At 58.3% G+C, this 19,036-nt stretch carries 16 protein-coding genes; 4 read left to right on the top strand and 12 right to left on the bottom strand.

The window, feature by feature from the left end; genetic code table 11:
- Positions 1 to 3: 3 nt before the first annotated feature.
- The 4 genes from ACWKV5_RS16475 to ACWKV5_RS16460 all read right to left on the bottom strand — a co-directional run bounded on the left by ACWKV5_RS16475 (position 4) and on the right by ACWKV5_RS16460 (position 4,157).
- The gene (locus ACWKV5_RS16475) at positions 4 to 1,029 is read right to left on the bottom strand and encodes an alpha/beta fold hydrolase (RefSeq protein ID WP_483842112.1); all 1,026 of its coding nucleotides are present in this window, start codon (positions 1,027 to 1,029) and stop codon (positions 4 to 6) included.
- 85 nt (positions 1,030 to 1,114) lie between these two features.
- A complete protein-coding gene (locus ACWKV5_RS16470) occupies positions 1,115 to 1,549 on the bottom strand; it encodes a YqaA family protein (RefSeq protein WP_483842111.1) in 435 nt (144 codons plus the stop codon).
- Entirely contained in the window at positions 1,549 to 1,995 is a 447-nt protein-coding gene (locus tag ACWKV5_RS16465; protein WP_483842110.1) for a DUF411 domain-containing protein, read from the bottom strand. Before ACWKV5_RS16465 ends, ACWKV5_RS16470 begins: the two co-directional genes overlap by 1 nt.
- A gap of 170 nt (positions 1,996 to 2,165) precedes the next feature.
- Entirely contained in the window at positions 2,166 to 4,157 is a 1,992-nt protein-coding gene (locus ACWKV5_RS16460; protein ID WP_483842109.1) for a methyl-accepting chemotaxis protein, read from the bottom strand.
- 383 nt (positions 4,158 to 4,540) lie between these two features.
- Between ACWKV5_RS16460 and ACWKV5_RS16455 the strand changes: the two genes are divergently transcribed.
- Positions 4,541 to 5,071 carry a hypothetical protein gene (locus ACWKV5_RS16455; RefSeq protein WP_483842108.1) on the top strand — a complete coding sequence of 177 codons (531 nt, stop codon included), beginning with the start codon at positions 4,541 to 4,543 and terminating at the stop codon, positions 5,069 to 5,071.
- 42 nt (positions 5,072 to 5,113) lie between these two features.
- Here ACWKV5_RS16455 and ACWKV5_RS16450 read toward each other — a convergent pair whose 3' ends face one another.
- A complete protein-coding gene (locus ACWKV5_RS16450) occupies positions 5,114 to 6,109 on the bottom strand; it encodes an aldo/keto reductase (protein WP_483842107.1) in 996 nt (331 codons plus the stop codon).
- Between the two features lie 118 nt (positions 6,110 to 6,227).
- On the opposite strand from ACWKV5_RS16450, the gene ACWKV5_RS16445 reads away from it, so the two are divergent.
- The gene (locus ACWKV5_RS16445) at positions 6,228 to 7,154 is read left to right on the top strand and encodes a LysR family transcriptional regulator (RefSeq protein WP_483842106.1); all 927 of its coding nucleotides are present in this window, start codon (positions 6,228 to 6,230) and stop codon (positions 7,152 to 7,154) included.
- Here the strand turns inward: ACWKV5_RS16445 and ACWKV5_RS16440 are convergent.
- From ACWKV5_RS16440 to ACWKV5_RS16420, 5 genes are read right to left on the bottom strand one after another with little or no spacing between them, the layout of a single operon-like run.
- A complete protein-coding gene (locus ACWKV5_RS16440) occupies positions 7,143 to 8,078 on the bottom strand; it encodes a GNAT family N-acetyltransferase (protein ID WP_483842105.1) in 936 nt (311 codons plus the stop codon). The genes ACWKV5_RS16445 and ACWKV5_RS16440 overlap by 12 nt on opposite strands.
- The gene (locus ACWKV5_RS16435; RefSeq protein ID WP_483842104.1) at positions 8,078 to 9,367 is read right to left on the bottom strand and encodes an AMP-binding protein; all 1,290 of its coding nucleotides are present in this window, start codon (positions 9,365 to 9,367) and stop codon (positions 8,078 to 8,080) included. Before ACWKV5_RS16435 ends, ACWKV5_RS16440 begins: the two co-directional genes overlap by 1 nt.
- Positions 9,368 to 9,420: 53 nt before the next feature.
- Positions 9,421 to 11,835, bottom strand: coding sequence for an aldehyde dehydrogenase family protein (locus ACWKV5_RS16430; RefSeq protein WP_483842103.1), 2,415 nt, complete (start codon positions 11,833 to 11,835; stop codon positions 9,421 to 9,423).
- Between the two features lies 1 nt (position 11,836).
- Complete coding sequence (locus ACWKV5_RS16425; RefSeq protein ID WP_483842102.1) at positions 11,837 to 12,967, bottom strand: LuxE/PaaK family acyltransferase; 1,131 nt, start codon at positions 12,965 to 12,967, stop codon at positions 11,837 to 11,839.
- A gap of 21 nt (positions 12,968 to 12,988) precedes the next feature.
- Positions 12,989 to 14,230 carry an MFS transporter gene (locus tag ACWKV5_RS16420; RefSeq protein WP_483842101.1) on the bottom strand — a complete coding sequence of 414 codons (1,242 nt, stop codon included), beginning with the start codon at positions 14,228 to 14,230 and terminating at the stop codon, positions 12,989 to 12,991.
- Between the two features lie 559 nt (positions 14,231 to 14,789).
- Between ACWKV5_RS16420 and ACWKV5_RS16415 the strand changes: the two genes are divergently transcribed.
- A complete protein-coding gene (locus tag ACWKV5_RS16415) occupies positions 14,790 to 14,978 on the top strand; it encodes a hypothetical protein (protein ID WP_427634392.1) in 189 nt (62 codons plus the stop codon).
- Here the strand turns inward: ACWKV5_RS16415 and ACWKV5_RS16410 are convergent.
- Positions 14,968 to 15,366 (bottom strand): fe2+ zn2+ uptake regulation protein, encoded by a 399-nt coding sequence (locus ACWKV5_RS16410; RefSeq protein WP_483842100.1) that lies wholly within the window; start codon positions 15,364 to 15,366, stop codon positions 14,968 to 14,970. The genes ACWKV5_RS16415 and ACWKV5_RS16410 overlap by 11 nt on opposite strands.
- A 226-nt stretch (positions 15,367 to 15,592) precedes the next feature.
- Here ACWKV5_RS16410 and pvdQ point away from each other — a divergent pair, with 226 nt between their 5' ends.
- Positions 15,593 to 17,938, top strand: coding sequence for a bifunctional acylase PvdQ (gene pvdQ, locus ACWKV5_RS16405; RefSeq protein WP_483842099.1), 2,346 nt, complete (start codon positions 15,593 to 15,595; stop codon positions 17,936 to 17,938).
- A 56-nt stretch (positions 17,939 to 17,994) separates the two neighbouring features.
- Here the strand turns inward: pvdQ and ACWKV5_RS16400 are convergent, their stop codons facing one another.
- Positions 17,995 to 18,996 (bottom strand): FecR family protein, encoded by a 1,002-nt coding sequence (locus ACWKV5_RS16400; RefSeq protein WP_483842098.1) that lies wholly within the window; start codon positions 18,994 to 18,996, stop codon positions 17,995 to 17,997.
- Positions 18,997 to 19,036: the final 40 nt, after the last annotated feature.

Below are 19,036 nucleotides of genomic sequence, written 5' to 3'. Positions count from 1 at the left end.
TCATCAATGAACGGGGTTGGTTTTGTTCAGCCAGTCGAGCAAGGCCTTGTGGAATTGCGCCGGTTCTTCCATCTGCGGCGCGTGGCCCATGCCGGGGAATTCAACCAGGGTCGACTGTGGAATCAGTTTTGCCACGTCCTTGCCGAGCACGTCGTAGTGACCGAGCTTCGCCTTGACCTCGGGCGTGGCGATGTCACTGCCGATGGCCGTGGTGTCGGAGGTGCCGATCAACAACAGCGTCGGCATCTTCAGGTCTTTGAATTCGTAATACACCGGTTGAGTGAAGATCATGTCGTAGATCAGCGCCGAGTTCCACGCGACTTGCGTATGCCCCGGGCCTTTGTTCAGGCCGGCGAGCATGTCGACCCAACGATCGAACTCCGGCTTCCAGCGGCCACCGTAATAGGTGTTGCGCTCATAGGTGCGGATGCCGTCGGCGTTGAGTTTGAGCTCGCGCGCGTACCATTGATCGACGGTGCGGTAGGGCACGCCGAGGGCTTTCCAGTCTTCCAGGCCAATGGGATTGACCAGCGCCAGTTGCTCGACCTGTTCGGGGTATTGCAGCGCATAGCGGGTGGCGAGCATGCCGCCGGTGGAGTGACCGAGGACGCTGGCCTTCTGAATGCCGAGGGCCTTGAGCAGTTGCTGGGTGTTGGTCGCCAGTTGCTGGAAGCTGTACTGATAATTGTCGGGTTTGCTCGAGGTGCAGAAACCGATCTGGTCCGGGGCGATGACCCGGTAGCCTGCCTCGCTGAGGACCTTGATCGAACTGTCCCAGGTCGCTCCGCAGAAGTTCTTGCCATGCATCAGCACCACGCTGCGGCCATTGGCCTTGCCATGGGCGGCGACGTCCATGTAACCCATTTGCAAGGATTTGCCCTGGGACTCAAAGGCGAAATGCTTGACGGTGTAGGGGTAATCGAAGCCCTGCAATTCAGGGCCATATTCCGGCCCGTCGGCGTGGGCGACAAGGGGCAGTGCGGCGGTCAGCAACAGGCTGGGCAGCCAGCGGGAGAGGGCGAGGGGCATGGGTGAACTCCAAAGAAAACCCGCCGATGCTGGATCGGCCGGATTAGGGCGACATTAAACACAGGCAATCGCCGCGCACGATCGTTCAACCCATCCAGCCCAGCGTGGCCAGGGCCAGTACGCCATAACGGGCGGCCTTGGCCAGGGTCACAATCAGCAGGAATCGCCCCAAGGGTTCACGCATGACGCCGGCCACCAGCGTCAGCGGGTCACCGATGATCGGCACCCAGCTCAGCAGCAAAGACCAATGGCCGTAGCGCTGATAGTGCTCTCGGGCGTTTGCCAGATGACGAGGGCTGACCGGAAACCAGCGTCGGTCGCGAAACCGTTCGATACCGCGTCCCAACCACCAGTTCACCAGCGAACCGAGTACGTTGCCCAGCGTTGCGACGGCCAGCAGCGACCAAAGCCAGTATTTGTCGCTGAGCAACAACCCCACCAGCACCGCTTCAGACTGCAGCGGCAGCAACGTCGCGGCACCGAACGCGGCGAGAAACAGCCCGAGGTAAGCGCCGGACATCAATGGGCGGGGTAGTCCGCCACCACGACATCACTGCCGTCCTTTTTCAGGCCGATCACTTGATAGGCATCGCTCATGCCATCCATTTCCATCCCGGGCGAGCCCATGGGCATGCCGGGAGCGGCAACGCCCAGCAGGTCGTCACGCTTGCTCAGTGCCAGCACCTGGTCTGCCGGTACATGGCCTTCGACGAACTTGCCATTGATCAGCGCGGTATGGCACGACGCCAGACGCGGTGGCACACCGTGCTGTTGCTTGAATTCGCTCATGTTGGATTCGACGTGGTCTTCAACCTTGAAACCGTTGGCTTCGAGGTGGCTGATCCATTTTTTGCAGCAGCCGCAATTGGCGTCGCGGTGCACTTCGATGGGGATCAGGTCGGCGGCGTGAGCGAGGGAGGAAATAAAAAGCACGCTCAGGGCGGCCAGACGCAGAGGGGTTCGCATGGGAAAGTCTCGACTCGGGTGACGGTCAAAAAAAGAGGCATTTTGACCAGTTTAGCCACGGATGAGCGACGAGATTGTTTCCAAGTGATGCAAACACAACGCAGCCTACGCAGAACCCTGTGGGAGCGAGCTTGCTCGCTCCCACAGGTTTTGCCCCAGGGTTCAGGTTCTCAACGAACCTTGAACCGCCCCATGATCGAACTGACGCGCGCATTGGCGTCCACCAGTTGCCGGGTATTCAGTTCGCTGGCCTGACCGCTTTTCACCAGTTCATCCACCATGTGGCGGATCTGCACCATGCTGCGGTTGATCTCTTCGGTCACCGCACTTTGCTGCGAGGCGGCGGTTGCGATTTGAGTGCTCAGGCCGTTGATGTGGCTGACGGAACCGGCCATTTCATCCAGGCCGGAGTTGACCCGTGCTGTCGCGTCGGCGGCGGACTGGCAACTGGCCTGGGTGTTTTCCATTGCCGCGACCGAGGAACTGACGCCTTGGGTCAGGCGCGTGAGCATTTCATTGATTTCCGAGGTGCTGGCCTGAGTGCGGCCGGCGAGGGCGCGGACTTCATCGGCGACCACCGCAAAGCCTCGGCCTTGTTCACCGGCCCGGGCCGCTTCGATGGCTGCGTTCAATGCAAGCAAGTTGGTTTGCCCGGCGATGGCGCCAATCACCCCGAGAATCTCGGTGATGCGTTGGGCGTCCTGCTGCATGCTTTCGACTTTGTGGGTGGCGCTCGCCACTTCCTCGATCAACGCAACCACGCTGCTCGACGCTTCGCCCACCACCACCCGCGAACGGTCGGCGTTCTCGTTGGCGCGCTTGGTGAAGGCCGCTGTCTCGGCGGCATTTTGCGCGACACTTTCAGCGGTCGAACTCATCTCGGTAATGGCGGTGACGGTCTGATCGGTTTCCGAGGCGTGGCGCACCAGGATCTGACTGGTGTGGGCCGAGGTGCGTTGCAGGTTGTCCAGGATCGAGGCCATGGCGCCGGTGGCCTGGGTCACTTCACCGATCATGTTTTGCAAGTAGACAAGAAACGCGTTGACCGAGTGGCCGATGGCGCCCAGTTCGTCTTCGGCACGAATGATGATGCGTTTGGTCAGGTCGGCGTCGCCGGTCGACAGCGCGTCGATATTGGTCTTGAGGATTTTCAGGCGCTGGACCAGTTGGCGGATCGCGTAGATCTGCAGCATTGCCAGCAGGATCACCATCGGAATTTGCAGCAGGCTCAGAGTGCTGAGCACGTCGTCGCGCTGGGCGGTGATCAGTTTGCTCGGCAGGGCGGTGGCGAGGAACCACGGCGAGCCTTCGATGGGGCGCATGAAGAACGTGCTGTCTTCGCCGTTGTTGTCGAATTCGACGCGCTGCGACTGGTCACGGTTTTGCAGGCCGGCTTTCACCTGGCTGGCGAACGGTGAGTTGCTCGCCAGTTCACTGATGTTTTTCAGGACGATGGGCCCGCTGATGCGCGAACTGTTGCTGATGATCTTGCCGTCGGCTTCGACGATCAACATCTCGGCGCCAAGGTCCTTTTCCTTTTGCGCGATCAAGTCATTGAAGAAGCCCAGCGTCACGTCGATGGTTGACACGCCGTACGCCACGCCATTTTTCTGAATAGCCATGGCGCAGTTGGTGCGAGGCTCGGCACTGGCGTCATCTTTATAAGCCGCCGCCCAGGCACATTGGCCACGTGGCGTTTGCATGCCGCCCTTGTACCAGGCCTGGTCGTAGTAGTTCGGCGCAGCGTCGCTGTTCCAGAACGTGTTGACTGCCAGTTTGCCCGAGGCGTCGCGGTGCCAGAAGGTGCTGAATTTGTTGCGCCCGGCTTCACGTTGGCCGGGCAACGGCCAGATCCCGCCGCCGAAGACTTTCAATTCACCGTACTGATCCACCAGGCCAGGCAACACCGTGTCGATGCCGGCGCTGTCGAGCAACGGAATGGTTTGGGTAATGCTGCGTTGCTGGGCCTGAACCTTGTTCAGTTCACCCTGGATTTGCCGGGCGACGTCGGCGATGCGGTTGAGGGCCACCTGTTCTTCGGTATGGCGCAGCTTAGGCGCGACCAGCTGGCTGATGCCGACCACCGTCAGCACGAACAGCAACAGGATAAACAGGACCAGAAACAGCGTGTAGCGAGCCTGGATCGAACGGAATGTGGGCATGGGGCCGGTCCTTGTGTGCAGCACTTTTATTATTAGGTTTGGAGGGGGCATCGGTGCTTCATCGGGCTATCGGCTTGCGCAGGGATAGCTTTAGGCACGATCGTCCAAGAACGGGCATCAGTGGGAAAGGCGTCAGGTATCGAAACGGATACAAATAAACTAACCGAGATGTACGAAGAACCCTGTTAGTTGTCTAGACCAATCCGGAAAAGTTTGTCTAGACCAATAAAGGCGGGCACTTGCTAGTTTGTATCTGAAATGTACGTAAATTGTAAAAAGCCGAAAATAGTTGTTGGAGTGGCCAGTTGCCAGAGCCGATACTCGCCCGCTCTAAACCCGCTCAAGAAGGAACTGAATATGGTCACGCAGTCGGAAGCTCAGTCATGACTATCGGCTATGCAGGAGGGTGGACGCCGAAGGCCGGTCTGCTGGTGCAGGACACAGGCGGCGGCAAGCCCGTGACGCACAGCGCCAGGGTCAAGCAAATGCTTGCGCTGGTGGGCTCGAATCCAAACGCGCTGAACGCGGCGAGAATGGATGAGCAGAAAATATTCAGGAACGTTAAAGGCTTCGACCCGGAAAATGTATCGTCCAAACAACTGGGAAATCTCAGTGCGTTTTTACGCGGCAAAGGTCTGATTTCCGATATTACGTCGATGACGCTGATGAACGCCGGGGACAAGTTCGACCGGTTCGGGGTACAGAATGACCCGGATGCGAAGTTCAATGCGCTGGAGTACTTTGCCACACAACTGGACACCATCCAGAACAACAGCATCAAGGGCGATAAATATGCGATTGGCCTGATCCCGGAATACAAGACAGCCATCTACGTCCTGCAAAACCTGGCCACTTACGGCAAGGGCAATGGCACTACGGTCCCGACGGACAAGGGTGTCAACTCCAAGGCGTGAAAGGTTGCCGGCCCGCTCAGTTGAGCGGGCCGGGCACCGTTGCTAGCGGTCGAGCAACTTCATGACTTCCTCGGGGTAACGCATGCCTGCGGTGGCATTGGCGGGGAATATCGCTTCCAGCGCTTTCAATTCATCTGCGCTGAGTTTCACCTCCAGCGCCGCGACGTTTTCTTCCAGGTATTTGCGCTGTTTGGTTCCAGGGATCGGGATCAGGTAGTCACCTTGCGCCAGCACCCAGGCCAACGCCAACTGACCTGCCGACACGTCTTTTTCTGCGGCCAGTGCCTGTACTTGCTGCACCAGCAGCAGATTCTTCGCAAAGTTCTCCCCTTGAAAACGCGGGCTGAAACGACGGTAATCATCCGCCGCAAAGTCGTCCGGGCTTTTCAGTGCTCCCGTTAGAAAGCCACGTCCCAGCGGGCTGTAAGGCACAAACGCCACGCCCAGTCGCTGACACGCGGCCAGGCAGCCGTTTGCCTCTTGATCGCGGCTCCACAACGAATACTCACTTTGCAGCGCGCTGATGGGGTGGACCTTGTGCGCTCGTTCCAGAGTGGCGACCGACGCCTCGCTCAAGCCCAGGTAACGCACCTTGCCGGTCTTCACCAGCTCGGCCATGGCGCCGACGGTTTCTTCGATGGCTACCTGCGGATCGATCCGGTGCTGGTAATACAAATCCAGGGTTTCAACGCCGAGACGCTTGAGTGTGCCGTCGATGGAGGCGCGAATGTAGTCCGGTCGGCCATTGACACCCCGTGCGGTGGGGTTGGACGGGTCACGGACAATGCCGAACTTGCTCGCCAGAAACACCTGGTCGCGTTTGCCGGCAATGGCTTTGCCGATCAACTCTTCGTTGGTGTGCGGGCCGTACATATCGGCGGTGTCGAGCAGGTTGATCCCGAGTTCGAGTGCGCGATGCAGGGTAGCAATGGCCTCGCGGGTGTCTACGCCAGTGGTGTAGAAATCGGTCATGCCCATGCAGCCCAGGCCGATGGCGGAAACCTGAGGGCCGTTTTTGCCCAATTGACGTGTTTGCATGAAATCAACTCCCTGTGGTGTGAGTGCACAGTGTCGACCTCGACAGAAACAAGATAAACCGGCTAAAACTGCTATCACTGTTCGTATTTTCTAAATAGTCATCAGGGCCGCCAGAACAATGGACCGTTTTAACGCCATGCGCGTGTTTACCCGAATCGTCGAGCTGGGCGGGTTCGCCAAAGCGGCAGACAGCCTGCAATTGCCCCGCGCGTCGGTCACTGTTTTGATCAAGCAGCTTGAAGCGCATCTCGGGGTGCAACTGCTGCAACGCACCACGCGACAGATCAGCCTGACACTCGACGGCGCGGCCTATTACCCGCGTTGTGTGCGGCTGTTGGCGGACCTGGAGGAGACTGAAGCGGTGTTTTCCGCCGCTCGACACAACCCCAAAGGGTTGCTGCGGGTGGACATGCCGGCAGGGATCGGGCGCTTGATCGTGATCCCGGCGTTGCCGGCGTTCACCCGTCGTTATCCCTTGATCGAACTGGAGCTCGGTCTGAATGACCGTCCCGTCGATCTGATCCGCGAAGGCGTCGACTGCGTGTTGCGCGGCGGCTCCGCGCTGGATGAGTCCTTGGTGGCGCGGCCGCTGGTCATGCTGGATCAGGTCACCTGCGCCAGCCCTGACTACTTGCAACGTCATGGGAGCCCTCAGTGTCTGGCAGACCTTGAAGGGCACCGGATGGTTGAGTATTTCTCTGGCACGACCGGGAAGCGTTTTGGGCTGGAATTCCAGGTTGATGACGACGTTCAACTCATGGATTTGCCCAAACAGGTGGCGGTCAACAGTGCCGACGGTTACCTCGCTGCCTGTGAGGCGGGATATGGACTGATTCAGACCCCGTATTACCACGTTGCCCGCCAGCTCGAGGAAGGACGTTTGTGTGAAGTGCTCGCGGACGTGCCGCCACCGGTGATGCCGCTGACGGCACTGTATCCGCCTCACCGCCAGTTGTCCCGGCGGGTGAGGGTGTTTGTCGACTGGCTGGTGGAGCTTTGCGCGCAGCCGGGTCTCAACATTTACAGGAAGGGGTCAAGCGGCTGAACAGGTGTTGTCCAGCGCGCTGACGTCACGCTGCAAATTATCGTGTAACTGTTGCATGTCCGGGCAATGCAGGGCGAGGTGACGCGGCTGCGCCCCTCGGTGAAACAGCGCAAACCAACCGTTGCTGTGAAGGACGGGCATCAATCCGCTGAAGGTGAAACCCAGATTCGTCAAACGGTGCAGGTCCTCGGCAAAGTGGCGTGACAGCTCGATTTTGGCTGAAATGAGCCAATGGCCGGGCAGCCGCCGGAGCTGGTCCAGCAATGCGTCGTTCAAACGCTGAATGACGACGATGTAGCGCTGGTGGTGTTGCCTGATTTGCAACGGCATCGGTGCTGGCGACGTCGTGGCCCGATAAGTCCCGAACACATTACACAAGCGTTGCATGAGCCCGCGGCAACTGTCAGGCCATTGAATGTCGGGCAACGGGCGTGTGTGCCCCAACGCAAGATAACAACCGATCACCATGGTTTCCGCCAGTGGCCTGGTAAGCGGGGACGGCGCGTAGTCGGGAAGCAAACCCGTGCTGTGAAAGCCAAGGCTGTGGGCCATGCGTTGCGTGTGGAGATGGTGCGTGACTTGTTTGATCACGACGTTTTTGTCCCGTTGCGCATCCGACTGCAACAGCAATTCCCGACCCAAGTGAGTCGCGATACGTTGCCCTCGTGCAGCGGGGTGGACCACGCTCAGGGCCAGCTCAGGGGTGTCCGGCAGCGAGTCGCGGCATAACGCGGCGTGCCCCAGAACACGTTCGCCATCGACCGCCAGCATCGAGAACCATCGCCCGTCGGCATTGTGCTGACTGATCATGCTCGGCAGATAGACGTCCGGGCGAGGGTAATCCTCTGCGTAGATCTGGCGAAACAACTGGCTGACAGCGGGCGCATCATCCGGCTGGAAACGACGATAAAGAAGTGTCGACATCACGTACGCTCCGTTGACGGCGAGTCATACATGCGCTGGTCCAGGACGCGCATCTGTTTGCCAGAGCGCGGGTGCAGGTTCAAATCGGTGATCGCGCAGGGCACCACGCGCAATTCCAGCAACCCCTGATTGTTCAGTTGCCCGATGCCGGGATAGTGGGCGGCCAACGCTTCATGCAGTGCGCTGCCAATGAGGGCAGTATCGGTGGACGGGGTGGCGGGCACCCACTTCACCGTTACGAGGTCTTTGACACCCTCTTGCTCGATTACCAGCTGCCATTGATCGCTGCCAGCGACGCGCTGCACGATCAACAGGATTTCATCGATCAGCAACGACAATGTCCCTACCCGAACCCGTTGACTGTGGGCACTGCGCCCCTTGAGCGCGAATTTTCGCATCGGCGTGGCGCTTGGCTCACGCCAGCAAGCACGGTCACCCACGGGATAACGCAACAGCGGCATGAGCCGACGCGTGAGATTGGTGACCACCAGCAAACCGGTACGGTCACACTCTTCTATGACTTCGCCGGTGAGCTCATCGACAATTTCCAGCAGTGTGTGGGGTTCAAACGTCCGATGCTCTCCCAAGGCACAGTCACGGCTACTGGCCCCGATCAGGCCGGCATCGACGCTGGCGTAGCCGGCGGAGGCGATGCGCGCATTGGGGAGCACAGTCTTGAGAATGGCGATTTGCGCGGGGAACAGGCTTTCGCCGCCGTACAGCAACGTATCGACCCCGCATAGCACCCGTTGATGCCGATTCAGGTAGGCGGCAAATTGCAAAAACTGGGCTGGTACGCCGGCCAGTACGTTGATCCGATGCTGATCAACGGCATCGGCCAGTACGTCCATGTCGACGTTGCCCGTGAAGGGAAACTCGCATATGGAGTGTGTGACGTGCGCCAGTGAGTCGTGGAAGAACACGAAGCTGGCGTAAAGGTCACCGGAAAAAAACAGATTGGCGACCCGGTCGCCGTCCTTCAGCTGAGAGGAAATACTCTGTGCGAAGGTGTTTACCAATGTCTGCCATTCATTGGAGGTATAGACACTAAGTTTGCCGTGGCTGGTCGAACCGCCGGTTTTAAACACCAAGCCGTCGTCGACTCTTCCCGTCAGCACCGGCCAATGATTCAAGTCGTGACTGTCTGCCCAGTATTCCTCCACATTTATGAATGGCAGTTCATTCAAGGCGACTTCTCGCGCGGGCAAGTGTTGCAGGTGTTTGCGGTAGAAGTTCGAGTGTTGCCTTATGAAAGGCACGAGTTGTTCAAGCGAATAAGTGGAATTCACGGGGTTCTCTTTTGATCAGGCGTGTCTACGGTTAAAAGACAGGGTGTTGCTAATCAGCGATCTATTTGTATTCGGTTATCAATAACCAAGGGTGTTTTGCCGCTGTGTTTATTTCTTGTGAAATCCGATTCTGCACATTCGTGAACTTCTATTGTTAAAAAACAATTGTTCACCGCGTTCGACAAGGCTTCATCGGTCAATAACGACTGGCGAACGTTGCCACTGTCTGAATCAACTAGAACCCGCAGCCGTTCCATTCCGTTTGGTGCATGGTCCAGCTGAATTTGAATCGGTTTGCCGACACTGTCCTGCAGCGCTGATGGCGAAATGAACTCTGTGCCTACCCGCAACAGCTTGCCGTGGCGCTGAAGCAATTCGAACCGCGGTGATTCAAGCCCGCAGGGGCAGGGCTCGGGCACCCAGCGACCGGTATCGCCTACGTCATACCGACGCACGTCCTGGCCTTGCCGCGCTCGGGATGTAAACAATAATCGTCCGACTTCATCGGCCTGAACCGGTACGTCCTGTTCGAGCTCCACGATTTCCAGATGCTGGGTGTCGCACATCAAATGAAACACCCCATTGGCCGTCACTGCGCAGGCATGCCCCAACGGGCCGGCATCGACCGAGCCATAAATCGCCGAGCGAATCTGCAACACCCCACAGCTTTCTATCAGGCGCAGGCTGGCCTCTGCCGGGTGTTCACCGCCGAGAAACACTTTGTTGATGCCGCCGTATGTGCGAAGGCGTTCCTGTTCGTTGAAAAACAGGCGGTGCAAGGTGCTCGGCATGCCGATCAGCACGGTAATGCGGTGGTCCGCGATCATTTGCGCTATTTCGCTGAAGTCGTCATTGGGCGGTGCCCCCATCGGGAAATGGGTCACCTCCATCTGCTCAAGGACCTTGGTAAAACTGGAAAACCCGCCGTACAAGCCGCCGCCGTAAAACAGGTTCATCACCCGGTCCGTTGTCGGGTCGAGGCCGGCGGCAAACATACCGTCGGCGGCCGCGCGCATTTGCCGCTCGAAGTCGCGATAGCTGTACCCGGCCAAAGCCGGTGTGCCACTGCTGCCCCCCGAACGAAAATACAGCTGAGCCGCAGTACTGATGGGCTGGGCCGTGAACGCGCTTTTATCCATGATCGGCGTTTGGTTTAAAGGGGGGGCTGGTGGTGGCGTGTCGAGTGTTGCCCGGCCAGTCGCTGTTTCGGGTGGCAAGCTCACCGAGAGGCGGCGACTCAGGCGCGACAACGCGTAGACACCGTCATGCGGCTCGCCGGCGTAACCGTCATGAATGGACCCGCAGGGCGCAATGCGCGTGACCCCCGCGTTGACCAACGTACGTACCAGCTGTGGCGTTTGTGCGGGCGAGCAGATCAGCGCGCAACTCTGCAGCACGTTACGCCACGGCAGCAGCGTCTCGGCGATCACGTGGTGCGGCACGGGTTTAAGCATCAGCGTGCGGAACAGGGGCGATGGGGCCAGTGTTTGATCATGCTCCCAGATGATCCGCCAACCTGAGCCGTTCCAGACCTGGCCGGTCTTGTTTGCAAAGCACAGATCCAGTCGTGCCATGGCGCAGCGTGTGGTGATTTCCGAGGCTTCCTGGTCAGTTGGCACCAGGGCCGGCCACTGCGGAGCGCGGCGTTCGAACGCTTCAACCAGTTGCTGCCCCAGCCCCAGCAAAACCACCGGATCGTCACTGTCGACCAACAGCCATTGCGGGCTGGAACAGGCCTGTTGATCCAGGCTGCATACCTCATCCACCAGGATATCCAGCGCTGATGCAGTGGCCGCGTCTGGCGACAAGTAAGCGAAACTGATTCTGTGCCCCCAATCGATCCAGCGACACCCGGCGCGGAGGTGCTGGCGAATGGCTTTGAGGGACGCCTCGCCACCCCAGGCCGACACGCCGTCGGCGTGGGTACAGAGTTGAGGGATCTGTGCCGTGCTGACCGGCAGCACCGCCACGTAATCCGCCATCCTGTCGCTGGTGTCACACCGCACCAGCGCCGCCAGTAACCGGGCGGTCAATCCATCATCGCTGGAGCTGGGGCGGAGCCAGTTGATATTGCCGGCCAGCAGGCTCTCGACGATGGCGCAGAACGCCAGCAACGGCGCGTTGCCCGGCGTCACATGCACCACCAGCCCCAGCGGATGCCAGCTTTCAAAGCTTGCTTGTTGGTAATCGATACGCCTCAGCGAGCGCGGTTGCACGCCCAGTTCACGCTCAAGTTTTGTGCTGAGGGCACTGCGCTGGCAGAAGTCGATCAGCCCTTGGCGTTGCTCGTCGTCGAGGGGTAAATCAACTGTGCGTGCCTGCAATTGCAGGGCAAAACGAGTGGCGGTTTCGATCACGGTATCGCTGTCGATCGGCGAATCAAGCAGCCGCGGCAGTTGCTGGTGCAGCCGCTCAAGGGTTGCCTCAAGGGTGACAACGTCACGCAGTTGGCCATTGATCAAGTACATGTCATGCCTCTCCAATCAGTTCGGACGCGGCCATTGCACAGCTTCGGCTGGCGGTGGTTCCGGCGCGTCCATGCAGTTCAAACCAGTCGGTTGCCAGGCCGCACCCGCAGTTTGCGCCGGGGTGCAGTGTCGCCAGATCGCCCATCACCACGGCATGCGCCGGACTTGAAGAAATGTACGGCGACACGAATTCCAGCAAGCCGCGTTTGCCATAGGGCTGGACGCTGAAGTCGGCGGGATTGCGCACGAAAACCTTCGAATAAACCGGCACATGAAAATGCTGGTGAGCACATTGGACGTAAGGCACGGCGTGCTCTACGGCGCCGTAACCATCCCGACAGCGAGTCAGGTCGATACCCAGTTGGCGGTTGATCCGTTGATACAACCGGGACAGAGGAATTTCCTGCGCCGCCTGGGTTTTCCAGCCGCCCCCGAGAATCACCAATGACTCGGCCGGCAGTTTGAGGTCCGCCAGGCCGGTGTCTTCCATGTGTTGCAGCGTTTGGGAAAGGAACGCCGGAAATCCGAGAATGCGTACGGGCAAGCCTTCTTCGGCAAATTCCCGCAATGCGCGGACAACCCCGAACGGGTCGAACGCGTGCCCATTGCCAGTCAGGCGCAATCCGTAAACCACTCGATTGACCGGCGCATAGCTGCACAAGAACTGATCGGTGAAAGCAGTCCCAAGGGTAATGGCTGCTTCGGGTTCATAGCTCAGCAGCAAGTAGTTGCAGGGACTGCCTGGAGTGTCCCAGCCGTAGTGCCGGAAAATGTGGTTCACCATGCCTTGGGCGGCGGCCATGCTGCGCGTGTCATAACGCATGCGACTTTTTTGGCCGCTGGTGCCTGATGAAGTCAGCTCGAGCGCGTCCTCTCCCAAAGAACCCAGCAATAAATGGCGCTTGAAGTAGTTGGCAAAAATCGGCGGCAGTCTTGACCAGTCATTCATCGACTCCAACGCCTTGGTATCAATGCCATTCGCCTTGAGCCAGCGCTCATAGCCCGGCGTGTGTTGGCAATGCAACAGGCTGATTTCGCTCATCGCCCGATCAAACAGACCGTCTGGCACTGAATCCAGGCAATAGGGTTTCGTTAATGCGCAAAGCGCATCGGTATGGGGTAACTGGATCATCAGTAAACCTGTGCTTGGGGATCAGACGGGAAGTGCGACAGCGTTGCGGCGTAGAAAAAACCGCAAGGGCAACAGGCATAGGAGCCCTGCGATGCCCGCCATCAGGGCAAAGGATTCATGGCTATTACCGGCGCCGACTGCCGCGAGAATTGAGCCGCCGGCCCCCATGACAACGATCGAGATCATGCCGATCATGGCCGAGACCAGTCCTTTGCTGTCGTCGCTTGTAAACAACGCGAGGCGGTAGAGTGCGGCATTGCTCATGCCAAGGCCGACGGCGTAAAGCCCAAGGCAGCTGATCAGCAAGGGCGTCGAGACGCCGTAGGCACTGAGGATGACCAATGCGACGAGCCCGCCGCACAGCGGCCACAGTGCGTATCGAATCAGTTGGGGAATCTCGGTCTTGGCGATCAATCGATTGAGTATCAGATTGCCAAGAATGACTGCAGCAAACACCGGGATTTGCCACAGGCCGTACATAAGCGACGACAGCCCCAGATTATGCATCAGCAACAGCGGCGACAGCCCGATCCAGGCAATCAAGGGCAAACTCATGATGCCCAGCGCGACAGTGGCACTGAGTAATCGCGGATTACCGAGCAGTGCGGCATAACGGCGTACAGTGCCGCCCCATTCAAACGGTACGGCCATCAGGCGTTGGCCGTCGTGGCGCAACGTGCCCACGGTTTCCGGCATGTACACGTAAAGTGCCAGCCAGACCAGCAAGCCGCTCATGCCCAGCAATAAAAACAGTTCCCTCCAGGTCAGCCACTCCAGCAACAGGCTGCCCAACAGCGGGCCGAGCAGGGGAGAAAGCAGGGCGACATTTCCCAGCAGTGCCATGATTTTTACTGCGTCCGCTTCGCAGAATATTTCTTGCAATTCCGGGTAGCTGACGGCGATTACAAACCCCAATCCCATGCCCTGTATCAGGCGTAATCCATTGAACGCATAAATGCTTTGCGCACTGAATGCAGCAGCGCAGGCGAGGGCAAATAGTGCGCAACCGATGAGTAACATTTTGCGGCGGCCGAAGTGATCGGACAGTGGCCCGATAAGCCATTGCAAAAGAACGCCCCCCGCCAGATACAGGTTGAAAGCGAAAGGGATATGTTGCGCGCTGGCATTCAAGTCATGAGTGACGGTCAACATGGCGGGCATGATCATGTCGCTGGCCATGTAGGTCAGTAGTTCGAATAGTGTTATTGCGAAGCAAAAGCCAAGTAAATGATACGGGCTTATGTTTATCAAAGGCCTGTCCATGGGTTTCCTGTTTTTCGTTGCAAGTTGAATGACGGGCTTTGTTGTTTCGCGATAAGAATATTCATCGGGCAGGGGAAGCCCTAATGAACGATTGAGACTTTAAGTTTCAGTGTCTTGCATGATGTTTCGGCGTGTATTGAAGGGTGGGAGGAGTGAATAAGCGTGTGCGAAAATGCCCGCAACAGGGCGGGCATTAGTTAAGGGGTTATGAGATTTTTCCTACGAGCTAAAGTAAATAATGTATAGAGCTCGTGCCCATAAAAAGTTATCGATGCTCGTAATAGCCGGGCCCGCCACGGTCGTAGTGGTGGTCCCCATGCCAACCGCCGTGGGGGAAAATAATGCAGCCACTCAAGGCCAAAATTGCGATCAGGGGAATCAGCTGTGTGATTCGACGAAACATTTCGAAATCCTCATGGTTAACGCCGCTATGAAGCCAAATCTCTTCATCGGCTGTAACATGAGACCCCGTTTTCAGCGCGCCATCCCCGCAGAAAGGTAGGGGATTGGCATGCGTTCGGATACAAAGCGGATACATTTTCAGGTTCAGGAACTCGCAATGACTCAATCGCAACGTTTGAAATACTCGATTCTGATCTCCCTGGTCGTGCTGGGGATCATGTTCGGCCTTTCGTATCTGCAAAACGAAGGTGTCATCAGCGAGAAGCTGTTTCAGTACATCGCTATTGGCGTGGCGGTGATCGTGGTGGTGATCAACGGCGTGATGCGTCGCAAGGTCAAGCCTTGAGCGACGCATCCTGAACGGATGAATCGCGATGGAGCATGGCTACGGCGTGCGGATGCAGGCTGTAGCTTTTGTCCGGATTGAGCGTGATCACGCCTTCGCTGCACAAGCGTTTCAACACTTCCCGCACGCTGAGAAAGGACAACGGAATATCCAGGTCCAGCAAGTGGCTGTGCACGCCGCGCACGCCGAGGCTGCGTTCGCTTTCGGCGGCGACCAGCAAGGCATCAATGACTTTGAGGCGAATCAGGCTGGTGCGCAGGCCAAAGCTCTTGAGCAGCAATCGGATGCGCTCATTGCCATTGCGCTCGCCGCGCTCGAAAACACCGGAGCCCATGGCAGGGCCCGTTGGTGCATTGCTACCGTCCATTGGCAGTTGCGAGTTGTACATGCAAAAACTCCTTTTCCGAGCCGGCCAGAAAATGTGAAGGGGGCTCTTCAGTCATTTAGACGAACGAGCACGACAAATAATGAAGGCCCAAATGTAGAAAATTTGTCGGCAGCATGTGAGCAGCATGTGAGAAGGCCATTTGGAATGGCTTTGCGAGCCTAAATTTTTGTTTTTTGTTTCGTTCTTGAGAAAGGCGGGGTGTTTGTCTTTTCGATCAGGAGCGAGTGTGATTATTTCCAGGCAGTTAACCAGGCTAAGCCTTGCGGGTTTGTTAGTGACGCTGAGTCTTGCGGCAAACGCCCGCAGTCAGCCAGAACAGGCGAGCGCTGACATTCGCCGCACCAGTTTCGGCGTGCCGCACATTCGTGCCGACAATGAGCGGGGGCTCGGTTATGGCATCGGGTACGCCTACGCTCAGGACAATCTGTGTTTGCTGGCCAACGAAATTGTCACCGTCAATGGTGAGCGTTCACGCTACTTCGGTCCGCAACAGCTGACCGTCGAAGAGCGCGAGAATCTGGTCAGCGACCTGTTTTTCACCTGGTTGAATACTCCTGAAGCCGTCGCCGGTTTCTGGCAGGCGCAAACGCCCGAAGTGCAGCAACTCATTGATGGATATGTCAGCGGCTACAACCGTTCGCTGGCAGAACACCGTGCTCAGGGTTTGCCGACGCAGTGTCAGGGGGCGTGGGTACGAGAGATTACCGCCCAGGATCTGGTCAAGCTGACCCGTCGACTGTTGGTCGAAGGCGGAATAGGGCAGTTCGCCGAAGCGCTGGCCGGCGCTACACCGCCCAAAGCCGTCGCGCAGGTCCCTGCTGAGCCGCGGTCATTCCAGGTGGCTGACTCGAGAATGCAGCGGTTTGCTTTGGATCGCGGCAGTAATGCCGTGGCCGTCGGTAGCGAACGCTCGTTCAACGGTCGCGGGATGTTGCTGGCCAATCCGCATTTCCCATGGGTTGGCGGAATGCGCTTCTATCAGATGCACCTGACGATTCCCGGCAAACTGGATGTGATGGGCGCTGCGCTGCCGGGATTACCGATGATCAATATCGGATTCAACCAGCACCTGGCCTGGACCCACACCGTGGATTCGTCCAAACATTTCACGCTGTATCGATTGCAGCTTGATCCGAAGGATCCGACCCGCTACCTGCTGGACGGCAAGTCCAAACCACTGCACAAACAAACCCTGACGGTGAAGGTGAAGCAACCTGATGGTCAGACCACACAGGTCGAGCACGTGGTGTACAGCTCGGAGTTTGGCCCGGTCGTGCAATGGCCCGGAAAACTCGATTGGGACGCTGAGTACGCGTACAGCCTGCGCGACGCCAACCTGGATAACGACCGGGTCTTGCAGCAGTGGTATGCGATGAACCAGGCAACCAGTCTCAAGGATTTGCAAGCCTCGGTGCACACCCTTCAAGGCATCCCGTGGGTCAACACCCTGGCCGTGGATGACCAGGGGCTAACGCTGTACATGAACTTGTCGGTGGTGCCAAACGTGAGCGCCGAGAAACTGGCCAAGTGCAGCGATCCACGGGCCGGGTTGCAAATGATCATGCTCGACGGCTCCAACAGTGCCTGCGCCTGGGACATTGACCCGCAAGCGGCGCAAAAAGGCATTTATGCATCCGCCAAACTGCCGCAGTTGTCGCGCAAGGATTTTGTGCAGCACTCCAATGATTCAGCCTGGATGGCCAACCCGGCGCAACCGCTCACCGGGTTCTCGCCGCTGATCAGCCAGGAAGGCCAGCCGTTGGGCTTGCGTTCGCGCTTTGCACTGGATCGATTGGCCACGCTGAACAAGGCCGGACCTTTGACGGCGGCGGATTTGCAACGGATGGTGATGGACGATCAGGTGTACCTGGCCGCGCAGGTGATGCCGGATCTACTGCAATTCTGTGCCGGTGACCTGGGTGACGATGCTGCGGCACTGAAGCCGTTGTGTGCCAGCCTAAAGGCGTGGGACCGCCGTGCGAATCTGGACAGCGGGCTGGGTTTTGTCCACTTCCAGAATGTCATGGAACCCTTGCAGCAAAATCCCGATATCTGGCGTGTGGCATTTCATCCCGAAAGTCCGCAAGACACTCCGCGAGGCCTGGCCATTGACCGGGCGGATGTCGCCAAGGCGCTTCGCGAGGCCATGCTCGCTTCGGTTGAACAGGTGAAAGCCCAGGGATTGAAGTCCGACGCACGTTGGGGTGATGTTCAGGTGGTCAGCAGCGGCGGCCAGCAAACGCCGATCCATGGCGGCCCCGGCTCCTTGGGCATCTACAACGCCATTCAAAGCGTGCCGAGAACAGACGGCAAACTTGAAGTGGTCAGCGGCACGAGCTACCTGCAGGTAGTGACTTTCGATGACAAGGGGCCGCACGCTCAGGGTTTGCTGGCGTTCTCGTTGTCCAGCGATCCGGGCTCGAAGTATGCGCGGGACCAGACGCTGGCGTTTTCGAAGAAGCAGTTGAGTGTGCTGCCGTTTACCGAGCAGCAGATCACGTCAGACCCGCACTACCAGGCGCAGACGATTCGCGAGCAGGATGGAAAAGCCGGCACAGTGGCTGCGCAATAACAGCAAAGGTACCTGGAGCAACAAACGAAGGCCGCACCCCACAAGGGTCGCGGCCTTCAGCTTTTCGGGGTTTGTAGCGGAATGGAGTTGAGGACCGGATTGCCGTCCTTGTTGCGGGTCAGGTAAACCGGCAGCACTTTGGGCAAGGACGCCACCAGGTTGTTGAGTTCCTTGATGTTGTAGATACCACCGAGACGGATCTGGCCGGTGCTGTGATCGGCCACCATCACCGGTTTGCTCAGGTAACGATTGATCAACGGCAGGGCATCGGTGAGTGCCAGGTTATCAAGCACCAGTTTGCCACTGCGCCAGGCCAGCGAATTATCGTTGGTGTAGGTCTGACTGATTTGTGGCGCGTAGTCGCCCTGTTTAAAGCGCGCCTGCATGGCCGGACCGAGACGTAGACCATCGCCGGGGAGGTCGTCGTTGCTGGTGACCAGCACCGACCCTTCAATCAGGTTCACGCGGACCTGGTCCTCATACATCCAGACGTTGAATCGGGTCCCGGTGACGCGGATCCTGCCACTGGCGGCCTTGACGACAAAAGGGTGAGTCGTGTCATGGCTGACGCTGAAGAAAGCTTCGCCTTTTTTCAGCGTCACCCGCCGCTGATCCTTATAGTTGCCGAACGTCAGCTCACTGCCAAGATTCAGTTCAACCTGGCTGCCGTCGCTCAGGGTGACCTGACGGACCGTATCACTGGCTTCAAAGTGTTGGTATGAGTTGGGCAACCAACCCATGCTCCATCCACTGTACGCCGCCAACGGCAACGCCAGGGCGCACACCGCGGCGGCAATACCGACACTGCGCCAAGGCGTAGCGGATTTGAGGCGCGGACCGTGCTTGACGGCTTCAGGACGCGGCAGATCCCCGGCAACCTCCCAGATCTCCAGCATGGCCTCATATTCGAATGCATGCAGCGGATTGGCGTCATGCCATCGTTCGAACGCTACCCGTTCTTCAGCCGTGCAGTCGACGGCATGCAAGCGCATGCACCAATGCGCGGCGGCATCGGTGATCGCGTCATAGTCGTCTGGCGATAGAGAGTTGTCGGTCATTGACTCATCCTGATTTCCGGCATTCTAACCTTGCGAGCAA

It is taken from the genome of Pseudomonas oplopanacis (genome assembly GCF_057128725.1).
Note: the sequence above shows the minus strand (reverse complement) of the source record. Positions and strands in the feature narration are given on the sequence as shown.